Origin of the sequence: uncultured Cyclobacterium sp. (assembly GCF_963977555.1) — a bacterium.
Classification (GTDB): domain Bacteria; phylum Bacteroidota; class Bacteroidia; order Cytophagales; family Cyclobacteriaceae; genus Cyclobacterium.
On the sequence record NZ_CAXBPD010000003.1, the window covers coordinates 142,292 to 155,936 of the forward strand.

The 13,645-nt window shown below is 39.5% G+C and carries 6 protein-coding genes; 1 reads left to right on the forward strand and 5 read right to left on the reverse strand.

What is annotated here, in order from left to right:
- Window positions 1–21: 21 nt before the first annotated feature.
- The 5 genes from AAC073_RS04705 to AAC073_RS04725 form a co-directional block, all read right to left on the reverse strand.
- On the reverse strand, window positions 22–2,688 hold the full coding sequence (locus tag AAC073_RS04705) for a hypothetical protein (RefSeq protein WP_339922688.1): 2,667 nt from the start codon (window positions 2,686–2,688) through the stop codon (window positions 22–24).
- Between the two features lie 50 nt (window positions 2,689–2,738).
- Window positions 2,739–4,118, reverse strand: coding sequence for a neutral/alkaline non-lysosomal ceramidase N-terminal domain-containing protein (locus AAC073_RS04710; protein WP_339922689.1), 1,380 nt, complete (start codon window positions 4,116–4,118; stop codon window positions 2,739–2,741).
- Window positions 4,115–5,521 carry a neutral/alkaline non-lysosomal ceramidase N-terminal domain-containing protein gene (locus tag AAC073_RS04715; RefSeq protein WP_339922690.1) on the reverse strand — a complete coding sequence of 469 codons (1,407 nt, stop codon included), beginning with the start codon at window positions 5,519–5,521 and terminating at the stop codon, window positions 4,115–4,117. The genes AAC073_RS04710 and AAC073_RS04715 overlap by 4 nt, the downstream gene beginning before the upstream one ends.
- Window positions 5,522–5,905: 384 nt before the next feature.
- Entirely contained in the window at window positions 5,906–7,663 is a 1,758-nt protein-coding gene (locus AAC073_RS04720) for a RagB/SusD family nutrient uptake outer membrane protein (RefSeq protein ID WP_339922691.1), read from the reverse strand.
- 28 nt (window positions 7,664–7,691) lie between these two features.
- On the reverse strand, window positions 7,692–10,904 hold the full coding sequence (locus AAC073_RS04725) for a TonB-dependent receptor (protein WP_339922692.1): 3,213 nt from the start codon (window positions 10,902–10,904) through the stop codon (window positions 7,692–7,694).
- Between the two features lie 1,011 nt (window positions 10,905–11,915).
- Here AAC073_RS04725 and AAC073_RS04730 point away from each other — a divergent pair.
- Window positions 11,916–12,797 carry an AraC family transcriptional regulator gene (locus tag AAC073_RS04730; RefSeq protein ID WP_339922693.1) on the forward strand — a complete coding sequence of 294 codons (882 nt, stop codon included), beginning with the start codon at window positions 11,916–11,918 and terminating at the stop codon, window positions 12,795–12,797.
- Window positions 12,798–13,645 lie beyond the last annotated feature (848 nt).

The window sequence follows — 13,645 nt, forward strand, 5'->3', positions numbered from 1 at the left end:
AATTTTATAGTCCTTGTATGATCAATTTATTACTTCCATCCATGCTATTTTCTCATTTTGAACGGAGGCAGCTGCAAAATGCCCCCTTAACATCTCCTTCCCATCTGGCCATTCAATGGACATTACTCCTTTGTCATGCATGGACATGATATAATCTTTTCCATAAGATGTATCCACCATTACTATCCCTGAATTATCCATAAGCGTTACCTTTTGAATAAATCGCTTGTCTCCTTCAAATCCTTCAAATACCGAGACAAAAGTCTGAAGTTTGTCTCCTCTTTTCCGCCTTACGAAATACGGCAAAGTAGCACCAATGTCGGCATTCTTCCAATCCTTTTGTCCCCAGCCAACGCCTACAAACATCTCCTCTCCATCTTGTCCAAGTGACCATGCCCTGGTAGTCAATCCATTCTCATTTTTCCATTCACTGCTCCAGGTTGCATTGCTATCGCTGGTTTTGATGTTCTCAAAATCGTACAAAGTCAATCCAGCCTTGGCCAGTGGAGTGATTCCGTTTATTGTTAGCTGGTTACTCGAAGCATGGAACACATAATCTTGAATTTCTCCGCCCTGTGCTCTAAAGAAATCTACCACATAGCTGTTACCGTTTCCATGATCGACCAAAACAGAGGTTCGCTTGTAAACCGTAGCCTGGGAATAAGCAGTAGAGGCCATTTCCATTACTTTCACCTTAGAAAAGCTTTTGAAAAGCAATACTTCTCCACCTCTACCTTTGCTAATTTGATTGTCCTCATCTAAAAGCAATGTATTGTGCGCAAGGGCTCTGATATTATTGGGCTTCAATGGATGATCCCATAAATACCCCAGGTCTGAAAGCAAGGCAGTTCCTTTTTTCCAATAGTAAAGGTTGAGGCTGTCATTTTCATGGTGAACACCCCAAGGGCTTGCACTCAATAACAATAAGCTTTCCCTGCCATCAATACCTGTTCGAAGGTGGCCAATTTGCAAACTTGGAGGACACCAGTCTATTAGCGTTAAGACCGTATCTTTTTTCTTTTCCAGGTTTGGTTTTCTGTAATACATGGAGAAAGACAGAGAACCATTGGGCTTGGTTAGGTCATAGGGAAGCCGAAGAACCGGCTCTACCTCAGTGTCTGTAAATTCACTGTTAAAGCCTGGTGATCCACTGTGCAAATGCAGTTCATTGCCACAAAGTTCTTTTAGCAAGGCAAGGTATTCCTTGTTTTCCGGATAATTGGCTACCATTAATTCAACATAAGCTACATCCAATTTGGTGCTTTCAAAGGAATCTGCATAGGGTGGGTATTTTAAATCCCCTTGCAGGCCATTGTAAAAAGCCTCCCAAACCAATTTGTAATTGGTGTCATGGTAAAGGTCTAAATCATCTATTCGTCGCCCTGCCTTGTCCTTATATCCAGAGGGATCCGAGTATCCATTAGCAGCTTGGGCCATGTCCCAAATTCCTCCCAAAGTCATCAAGCCATAAAAAGGGGATTCACTTGTAGTCCCATCAGGCAAATACCAGCCATCGACAGTCATGTCAAATCCTTCAAGTCCAAACCTGACCAAACCAGGATGCCCTACACAGAGCCCAACCAAGGCTACAGCGGTACGATTACTCACCGATTTATTGTTTAACTTTTTGTCGCAAACCAACAAAATGGTACTTTCTAGAAGCAGGTCTTTTTCTATAGTGCCTTTGTCTTTTTCAGTAAAAAGAGCAGTTCCATCAGTTTTTTTTGCTTGACAAGTGAGATCATAAGCCGTCACTACTTTTCTTACAAAATCAGATTCCAAGCCCACCCCACTTGCTCTTCCAGCGCTCCAAAATCCTGTCCAAAGGTTATTGTCCGGAACATTTGGCGGAGGACAAAGTTCTGGCTCGGGCAATTTCATCATATTGAGTGCTGCTGTTTTTGGATTCATATCCGCATATTCACCATAACCAACATGAATCAACCAGCCAGGATAGCATTTGGCAAGCCGAAGCAAGATCTCTCTACAGGTGGCTGCATAGGTGATGTTTCCTGTAAGTAGATATCCTTCTGCCAGGGTTTTGCAAAATCCTGCGATCCATTGTACTTTTCTGGACCTGATATTGGCTGTAAAGCTAGGCCTGCCTTCTTTGTAACCAAAGATCACAAAAGGATCTCCTCCACAATAAGTTAATTTTTGAGGTTTTCCCCAACTCGTCGTTAAGACGATGTCCTCCGGATAGTCACTGTTAGGGAATACCGCATCACACTCAGTACACTGGATTTCCTCTGGATTTTCTACGTCCCAACGCCACAACCCATGTGGATGAACGGGCAAACCTTTGTCTCTGCAAGAAGGACATGGCGTCCATAACGGATCCCCTGGTGTTGTTTCTTCCACCATACTATTTAAAAAGTCTGGTGTGATCTTGCCAATATGCTGCTTTATGATCGCATCAATCCGATCAAAATGAACTTTTGCCCAGTCGTAATTATTGATGTTTTCTTTAGCAGTTTTCAGGTTCTCTTCCTTGATTGTCATGCAAGGATGATTAACTGAGTCTCGGTACTTTTCCCAATCGGACCAGTCAAGCAACTGTTCGGTATCAGGACATTCAAAGAGTTTACACGGGGTAGAAGAGAAGGTAATTGGGCTTAAATACATACTTAAGCCCAAAAGCGTACTTTGTTTTATAAAGTCCCTTCTATTCCCTGTTTTATTGTCCATCACTACAGTGTAAAATTTCCTTTTATTGGATTAGGTATATTTAAGAAATCTTAAAAATCAGCCATCATTTGATTAATGCGGCTAAATATTTTTGATTCCAGCGTTGGTTTCCATGTGCCTGGATGACCAAAAGCAATTTGTGAAGTAGCTCCTTCGTAACCACCTTCGTTCAACACTGTTCGGGTAGGGATATAAGCCATCACATCATTTGAATAACCAAGAACAAACAAGTTTTTCCCATACTGGGTTTTCAATTTCACGGAGTAATCAACGACTGGCTCCCCACCCAATGCAATCATAAATTGATTACCCAATTTCCAAATCTGTATGGGATAGGGATAGCTAGTATTCACCTCCTTATTCTTCACCTTTTCATACATCATTTTGGCCCAGCGCTGATAATGTCCGCTGCTTTCTTTGATCATCTTTTCCAAGACTTCATTGGAAGGTGGCGCATTTAATCCTAGCTCTACTTCTGAATAGGCTGTCAGTAATTGTGCTTCCAAAGGCCTCATTTTTGCTTCCAAAACACCTTCCACGGCGGCTGCCAGTTCTTTCCCATATTTTCTAGCCAAAGGAATGGTTCTTCTGGGCAATGGATTTTGATCTGCTCCAGCCCCTTGAAAAAACATTGCAGTTGCCCCAGGGTACTTATCCTCCAATTCAATCTGTGCAAATCCAGGGTAATCTCCTGACCACTGGCTATCAGATAAAACCGTCGCATGACAAGCATAACCAAAGGTTATGACCTTGATATTGTCTTCCATGTCGGTAACTTTCAGTACCGGAACCGCATAATCATTGGGCCCAACCATGTCTGTTATAATATCAATGGCTGATTCTGTATTATTTCTTCGGTTAACCTGAAACCTGGCCACTCCATTTTCTGAATAAATCTTTGCCGGTGCCAATCCTTTCAGTACTTCCCCTACCAGGGCCACCATTTGTTCTTCTAACCATGCCGAATAATCGATGACTTTTTGGACCTCGTTTTCACTCAAAGGATACACATGATACAGATAATCTTTGAGTACAGGACCAGAATGGGAATGAGAGAAATTCAACAAAACGGCGGCATCAGGGAGTGAGTACCGCTTCTTTATTTCATCCTTTATCCTTCTAGACATGTCACGAGGCATGCCAGAAAGATCACTTGTAATCAGAACAGCAGTATTTTTATTCGCATCCTGAATGGCAAGTGCTTTAGCCCATATAGGGTGAATGGTCCCTTCAGAAGGCCCTGTTCTAGAAGCAAACCCCGCCATCCACATGGAGACTTTAGGCGTAATGTCAACTTTGGCCACATTGGCCTCCCATTGGTGGGAGTCCCCTTGAGCAAATAATAGCGATGCGCTAAAAAAGCTGCAAACTATCAGTACCAAAACCGGTAGGTACTTAATGCCGTCTATATCTTTTTTTGTATTCTTCATGGATTTACTAAGGGATATTCAACGGTTTTGATACCTACACTTTCCGCAAGGTTCACTGCCTCTGAGAGAATTTTGTCTTCGATAGAAGTCGCCCATTGGGTGGTAAAAAGCGGAGACCTATTGGCCTCATAGCCCCCTTCTGCAAGCACTACTTTGGTGGGAATATAGCCCATTACATCATTGGAGTAGCCCATCACAATTATATCCGGGCCAAAAATCTTTTTCAGTTCCAGAGAATAACCAACAAGTAGCTCCCCCCCTAAGGCAAAAAGGGGTTGATCACCTATTTTCCATGCTTGCACAGGGTAAGGATAGGTATCCTTTATTTCTTCCCCTTTGTCTAATCTGGCAATCCAGATTTTTGCATATTCTTTGAGGTAATCCGGATAACCGGGAATCACCCCACTTATTATATCCTCCAATTCAGATTTGGTGGGAACGGCTTTGGCAAAGGTCAAGTCAATTTCTGAGTAAGCAGTTGATAAGGTCCCTTCCAAAATGTTCATGTCTTCATTTATAATCCGCTCTACAGCGGCCGCCAACTCTTTGCCATACTGCTGGGCCAGTGGTGCAGATCTTCTTGGCAATGGGTTTTGATCTGCTCCTGCTCCTTGAAAAAACAAGGCGGTAGCACCAGGATAAAGCTTCTCCAATTCTATCTGAGCGAAACCTGCATAGTCTCCTGATATTTGATAATCAGACATAACAGTAGGGTGGCAGGCATAGCCAAAAAGTATTGCTTTAATATTACCTTTTTTATCTTCCACTCTTATTACTGGAACAGCATAGTCGTTTGGGCCTTTTAATTCAGTTTGTGCGTTTATTTGGGCTTCTTTGTTTTTCCTTCTATTGACTTGGAACCTGGTCACTCCATTTTCAGAAGATAAAGTTACTGGCTCAAGTGATTCGATGACTTTGCCTACCAACTCCACTATTTCTTTTTCTACTCTGCCAGAAAATTGCTTGATTTTAGTGTATTCAATTTTACTAAGTTGGAATTCATATCTTGGATAATCTGTCTCTGGGCCGGTATGGGTATGTGAACTGTTTAAGATTATCTGATCCCTTGAAAGTCCATATTTGTCCTTCAATTGGTCCCTTATCCTGTCGGACAAAAACTTCCTAAAGGCCAACAAATCTGTCGTCACTACCACAGCAAGTTTACCGTTGGGATCTTCTATTGCGAGGGCTTTAGCCCATACCGAATGCCTAACCCCCTTAGAAGGGTGGTCTCTGGCTGCATAACCTCCCATCCAAATGGATTCCTTTGGGGTAATTTCAACCCTACCTACACCTGCTTTCCAAAAGGAATTATTTTGTTGAGCATGTACCTCTTGGCCCAACAGCAAAATCGTTAGTGCGAAAAAAATAAGGTGACATGAGCTTGGGAGGATTATTTTCATGAGTCAATAATTAATGAGACGTATTAAATCGCTTTAAAACCTACTAAACAACGGGCTATAATCCCTTTCTGGAAGGTTAACAAAAGGAAGACCGGTATTTTGTTTTGGAAAGCTGCACTGCTTTTTTAAGGTTGAGTTGGCTAGGTTAGTCTGATATTGTCCGCCATGGCGGATCATTACCTAATAGGATGGTTTTAAGATGTTTTGGGTTTAAATTGCATAAAGGTATAATCGCATCAAATTACTTCAGATAATATTAGTCAGCAAAAAATTATTGGTCTTTTTCCCCACATTCAAGGACTTGAATCAGGAATTGATGCCGTATAAAAGGGATTTGGGTAAAAAAATCCCCCTGCTAAAAATTTAACAGAGGGATTTAATTAACTATTCAATCGTTTCTAATGGAGGAACATTGTTCTCAGCACCCACATAACCTTCATTTTGGTTAATGGTCCCCAAGGAGTTTGCTGTAATTACATTATTGTCAATAGGCCATAACACATGGAAAGGCGCTATTGCAGGCGTATTGCCTATTACTATAGGTTTGATCGTATACATGATGTTCTTTTCCATGATTCGATCGTACCACCAGTTATTGTCTGCAAAACTTGCTAGACTATAGCCACCTAAGTTTTGAGAAGCCATGATATAAGACACCCTTACCATTTCAGAATGACGAGGCGTTTCTAAGAATAATTCTCTTGCTCTTTCGTCAAAGATGTATTCGATGGTTACATCAGATGCACTAATAGGCAAGGCATTAGCTCTTGTTCTGATTCTATTGATATCCGTCGCGGCTTCCGCCATTTGGCCTTTCCAATAATAAGCTTCCGCACGTAAAAGATAAGTTTCTGCAAGTCTATAGATATACCAATCACCATTGCCACCCATAGGTACTGCCGTCGGGGATTGTTGAGGCTGGTAAGTTTTATAGAAAATCAATGGGAAATGTTTGTAAACTGAATCCTGAGGAGCAGTCATGAACATGGGATTAATAGGTTTTCCAAAGTCAACAGACTCAGGATTAGTATATACCAATTCATGCTTATCGATCCAGTTAACATCACTTCTTCTTAGATCTGGGGTAGTCATATAATCAAATCCTTGCTCTTCCCAAATGTCATAAAAACTGTAAGGAGTAGAAATCATATCTGGGTTTCCTCTTCCTAAAGAATCGTATCTAGGACCGCTATCAAAAGTACCTCTAAGACCTTGACTGTCTCTTATTGATGAATGCCACCATGAGCCATGAAAATGCCTCATTGTATACAATCCAGCAGTTTGAGCACCTGAAGGGGCTTCAAATCGATCTACCATAGACAGAATGTTTTCTGTATTTGCACCGATATTTTTGTTTTCTGGACGATGAAGATCCCAGATCACATTTTTCTCAGCGATATCTGCTTCGGAGCCAAATCTATCTTCAACCAATGCATAATTGCCATTGATAACAGCTGAAGAAGACGCGATTGCTTTGTCATATTCCATATTGGCAAGGTAAACCTTGGTCAACAAATGATTACCAGCACCTTTGGTAATTGCACCTGGAACTGCTGTTTCAGGCAACCATTGTACTGCGTATTCTAAATCTGCTTGAATTTTATCAAGAATCGCCCAACGGCTATGCGTTTGGTAATCCAATCTTACGCCTTTTACTTCTTCACCCACAAATGGAACATCACCATAAGAATTGACCAACCAGTAATACCAAAATGCCCTGTGCCATAAACTTTCAGCCAAAATGGCATTTCTAGTAGCATCATCATCCCACTCAATGTCATCAATTCTTCCAATTATAACATTGGAGTTTTTAATGAATTCGAAAGATTCTGTAAAAAGTGGGACGAAGGTATAATACCGATCAAAGAATGGAGTGGTTTGAAACCAGTCCATTTGGAAAGTAGGAGTTCCTCCTTCAGAAGCAGACCATTCCCCCACCATATAATGTCTTCTACTACCTGTTACACCCTCAGTAAGGGCTTTTCTCATGGTCACCAAACCAGCTTCATACCCTGCTGCATCTATAAATACATTCTCTGGTGCAAAAAACGATTTTGGTTTTTGCTCTAATAAGTCTTCTGAGCAGGAAAATGCCAAGCAACTTACCAGAAAAAGGAACAAATATTGTTTTATATATTTCATAATATTTAAATCTTTTTGGTACTAAACATTAAAGCGATAGGTTGATTCCTGCAGAAAACGATTTTGGCATCGGTGCATTTCCAACAACCGGTCGATCACCTGGTTCATCAGGAGTACTTGTAGATTCAGGATCCCAACCTGGCCATTTGGTAAACGTCATAAGGTTTCTTGCGGAAACAAACACCCTGATACTTTTTGTTTGCAACTTTTCTGCAATGTAGGAAGGCAAGTTATAGGACAAGGATACATCCTGAACCCTAAGGAATCCTAAAGATTTAAATACCCTTAATCCTCCTCCATATGCACCGTGGACTTCAGAAGTACGTGCGTATTCAGTTTCTCCATTGGTAGGAGTCCAGTAAGGAATGTTCATGATATTGATCCTATCATAAGTTGAGGACTCATGCGTCGCATAAGTAAATTCTCCAATATGACCCAAATCAGCCCTTAAGAAGATAGACGCGGAAAAATCCTTAAGAAAGGTAAAATCATTTCTTAATCCTAAACGATATCTTGGTCTAGTATGTCCAATAAATTGTTTGTCTACCAAGGCATCATAAACACCATCACCATTTACGTCTTCAGATTTATAATCACCAGGTTGCATGTTATAGACAGCTGCTTCATCAGCTTCATCCAATTGCCAAACCCCTTCTACATTATAATCCCAAACTACATCAATGGCTTGACCTGGGAACCATTGGTTGGTGTAATCTGGTACTTGTCTGGTAACAGTTTCACCACCTATGATCACTTCTTCAGTATCACCAAATAATTCTACAATTTCGTTTCGGTTCAAGGAGAACACAAAGTTAGATTTCCATAAAATGTCTGGACGATTTACATTGACGGTATTGACTGTTACATCAAATCCCTTGTTTCTCAACTCGCCCAAATTGGCGGTAATGCTTGAAAAACCAGTTATTTCAGGTAATTGACGGTTCATCAACAAATCAGTTGTTGTCATGTCATAGTATTCTGCCGAAATATCAATTCTATTTTCCAACAGTCCCAAGTCCAATCCAATATTATAAGACTCTGTTTTTTCCCATCTCAGACCTTGGTTTGCCAAGGTATTGTTGTACAATCCAAGTTGTACACTGGTTCCATCATAGTACAAATCGGTGTCGATTTGCGCCAAAGAAGAATAGATTCCGATATCTCTGTTACCATTAACACCCCAAGACCCTCTAATTTTCAATAAACTGATTGCAGTATTTTGAGGGAAGAATGCTTCTTCAGAAACGATCCATCCTAAAGCTACTGCTGGGAAAGTCGCAACATTATTGTCTGCACCAAATGCTGAATAACCATCTCTTCTAACAGAGGTTGTCAACAAATACCTATCTAAATAGGTATAGTTAAGTCTTGCCATGTAAGCATTTCCACCAGCCTCCGTATCTTCATTTTCAACGAACGGTCTAGCGCCAAACTGAAGTCCATTATAACCTAATGCCTGATTTGGTTTAAAGGTTTGATTTTCTCCATAAGAATCAAAGGTCTTTGTTTGCTCTGCATTGTAAAGAAGTGTTACATTAAAATTATGCGCACCAAATTCCTTGTTCCAAGATAAAATATTATCAACCATCCAAGCATTCAAAGAATAGTCGGTTCTTGTACCATATCCATCCAATCTATCTCTTCCACCCACAAGTGTTTCAGGACCCCAGAAGTTGTAATCTTTCTGGAAAGTAAATCTTGGCTGGTAGGACAATTTATACTGGATACCAAAAGGCAATTTTACATTTGCATAAATAGAAGCAAAAACACTTGTCGATTTATTAAGTCTTTCCTGATAAGTATTATTAATCAATGGATTTGAAATAATAGGATAACCGTGAGGATACCAACTTAGGCTTCCATCTGCATCGTAAGTAGTACTATAAGGACTAATAGCCGCATAATTGGTACTGGCTGGGACTGAACTATTGTCAGTATTGGAAAATTGCGTGTTGGTCCCTACATTTAACCAATCGGTTACTTTAAAGTCAAGGTTTAATCTAGAACGAATGGCGCTAAAGTCATCACCTACCATGAAATTTTGGTTGTCTACATAACCCAAAGACCAGTAATACTGAAATTTATCATCTCCCCCACTAATACTTAAATCATAATCCTGCCTTACACCTTGACGAGTTGTTTGATCAACCCAGTCTGTAGTGTTTCCAGCAAGATATTGGTCAATTTCAGTATCAAAGAAATTAAGTCGGTTCAAGTACTCCAATGTATTGTCAGGATTAGAATTGGCATTTGAACTTCTCCATTGCTCAAGAGTCACACCACTTGATAAATTAGCAGGATCGTCCCAGTAATAATCAGGACGATCAGCAACACCTAAAGTCCTAAAGAAATCTCTTCTGAAATCCTCATACTCGCCAGCATTCTTTGGTCTGAAATTTTTATTTGTAAAGGTATTGATACCAGTCTTTGCTGAGAAATTGATTTTAGGCGCTCCTGATTCCCCTTTGATGGTCGTAATCATTACTACACCTGAAGCCGCTTTGGATCCAAAAACTGCCGCAGAGCTTGCGTCTTTTAAGATATCAATAGATTCAATATCATTTGGATTGATGTCGGAAAGGCTACCGTAGAAAATCACGCCATCCACCACAATAAGAGGAGATGTTCCACCATTTAGGGACGTAGGTCCCCTAACTTCTAGAGAACTACCACCAGAAGCAGAAGTACCTTGGTTACCATAAAAACCAGCAACCGTACCTGCTAACATATCAGATACCTGAGTCAAAGGTTGGTTTTTAAAGGTAGAAGCGTTTACTCTGGTAACAGCTCCTGTCAGATCACTTTTCTTTTGTGTACCATAACCTACTACAACAACCTCGTTCAGATCTGTGGCACTTGAGGCCATACGAACATCTATGGTAGTTTGGTTACCTACTTTGATTTCTTGGTTTAAGAAACCAATAAATGAATACACCAATGTAGCTTCACTACTCGGTACACTTAAGGAATAACTTCCGTCAATATCAGTTATGGTACCGATACCGGAACCTTTCAAAAGAATATTAACACCTGGTAATGTCTCACTGTTTGAAGCATCCATGACCACCCCTGTAACAGTAACTTCGTTCTGTGCTTGTACACCTGAAACCCCTACAAAAGAGATTCCCATCAGTACCCAAAAACTAAAAGCCAATCCGCGCAATTTCCCTTTGCTAGGCAGGCTATAAGGTTTTGAAAAAGCATCTACTTGCTTTTTAAATTTGGTAAGAATTTTTATCATAACATTGAATTTTGGTTTGTGAATTACCTTTAAATCCTTTTACTGAGTTTAAACCAATAATCAGGACTTAGAGGAACAAAGTGGATTAAGCAGGTTATTTTTTCATTAAATTATTGACCATATTTTGACAATACACTATTTCGTGGTATTGAAATACGCTTAAAAGTTATTACAATTATTTTTAATACTAATAAAACTAAAAAAATAAGTTTGTATTATTTTACACAGATGGTTAATAAATCAAGTATATAGTGGGTCGAGTATTGTATTTTTTGTAAGGAAATAAAGCTTTTTTTACACTTATGGAATAATAGATCGCGCAATTATAGGAATATTAGTAGCAGAAAACCATAAACCGCACAATTTCAATCCTTTTTGATTGGAAAAAATGAATTTACCCAAATCAGTTAATAAACCTTGTCCATTCGCAATGTAATCGAAATAACTCCCCAACGAAATGTTGATCCTATTTAAGAAATTTTTATTTTTCTCATATTATTGGTTATAAAAACGCCTTACTAAATTACTGATTCAATACGGTTTAACCACTTCGGAAGTGGGTTATATGAAAGGCATTTGTCACTCTATATTTTAACTTCCTCTTCCCGTCAGTTTCATATCCATGTTCAATCTCAAAGACCAATCCCTATCGAAGGCTCTTCTGTTCAAAGAATCTAATTTAGTTCCCGAGGCTTTTTTTACCTGAACAGCTATAATATTAAACCTTGGAATTAACTTACATCTAAAGTAAAGTTAATGGTGAGCTGTCCCTCTATTTCAGCTATTCAACTGTAAAAAAACCCATAGGTAATTTCAAGTACACAATAAGCCTATCGTTCATTTTGCAAAACCCAGTACTGACAATACATTAAGTCTCCGTTTGAAACCCTTTTAAAACCAATAATACCAAATGCAATTCTCCCAAAACCGATTTACCCTTTCCATATAAAGAACCTTTTTTATTTAAAGGTAATTTTCTAAATTATAGGCTATTACCTTAACCCTCAAACCATGAAATGCAAAGAAATCAGATTACCTCAGGACTTTGATAAATCCTTTATTGTTTTTAGGGAGAGAGGACAATATATTCCATGCCCATGGCATTTTCACCCTGAATACGAGTTGGTATTGGTTTTAAAAAGTACTGGCAAGAGAATGGTAGGTGACCATATTGGCAAGTTTCAAACCGGAGATTTGGTTTTGGTCGGGCCTTATTTGCCTCATGTTTGGTCCAATGACTCCATTTATGTAAATGGACAGGCAACAGAAGAAGCGGATGCATTGGTCATTCAATTTAAAGAAGATTTTTTGGGTGGTGAATTTCTCAACCTCCCTGAAATGGAACCATTCAGAAACTTCCAAAAACTCTCCAGAAGAGGAATGTCTTTTTATGGTAAAACAAAAGAACAAATCAATCCATTAATAATAGAAATGATCCACATGAATGGGATCCAAAGGTTATCGAATCTGCTGTCTATATTTGACATCCTTGCCCATACGGAAGAATATGAATTACTAGCCAGCCCAGTTTATGTAGCCCAATTGGATCCCCCAAATACTGACAGGGTATCAAAAGTTAAAAATTATATTCTGAACAATTTTAACCGAGACATAAGCCTCGCAGAAGTTGCCTCAATTGCAAACATGGCCGTTTCCACTTTCTGCATTTTCTTTAAGGACCAATACAGGATCACCTTTGTGGAGTATTTAAATTCTGTAAGAGTAGGACACGCCTGCAAATTATTGATGGAGCAAAACGATAGTATTTTGGAAGTGGCTTACAAAAGCGGCTTTAATAACCTGGCCAATTTTAACCGACAATTCAAGAAATTTAAAGCGATGACTCCTACGCAATTCAAGAAAATCCTAAATGAGACTGAAATGGCCTCTTAAATAGTTTACAAATAAATATTGCTCACAGAGACGCGGAGTCGCAGAGGAATTCAATAAAAAAAAAAACATAATTAAGGTATTCAAATAGAGGCATTCCCTATCCCCTTTGCGTCTTAGCGCCTTTGCGAGAATCAATAACCTGAAAATTGCTAAAAATATTGCACGCAGAGACGCGGAGTCGCAGAGAATTTCGAGAATAGAAAAAATTAAAACATAAGTAAGGTATTCCCTATCCCCTTTGCGTCTTAGCGCCTTTGCGAGAATCATATACCTGAAAAAAACTTTCAAATATTGCACGCAGAGACGCGGAGTCGCAGAGATATGACCTTTACTACCTTAGGAAGTCAAAAAAAAACAAATTAAAACATGTGTAAGGTATTCAAATAGAGGCATTTCCTATCCCCTTTGCGTCTTAGCGCCTTTGCGAGAATCATAAACCCGGAAACAACTTTCAAATATTGCACACAGAGACGCGGAGTCTCAGAGAATTTCGAGAATAGAAAAAATTAAAACATAAGTAAGGCATTCCCTATCCCCTTTGCGTCTTAGCGCCTTTGCGAGAATCATATACATGAAAATTGCTTAAAATATTGCACGCAGAGACGCGGAGTCGCAGAGATATGACCTTTACTACCTTAGGAAGTCAAAAAAAAACAAATTAAAACATGTGTAAGGTATTCAAATAGAGGCATTTCCTATCCCCTTTGCGTCTTAGCGCCTTTGCGAGAATCAATAACCTGGAAACAACTTTAAAATATTGCACGCAGAGACGCGGAGTCGCAGAGAATTTTGAGAATAGAAAAAATTAAAACATAAGTAAGGCATTTCCTACCCCCTTTGCGTCTTAG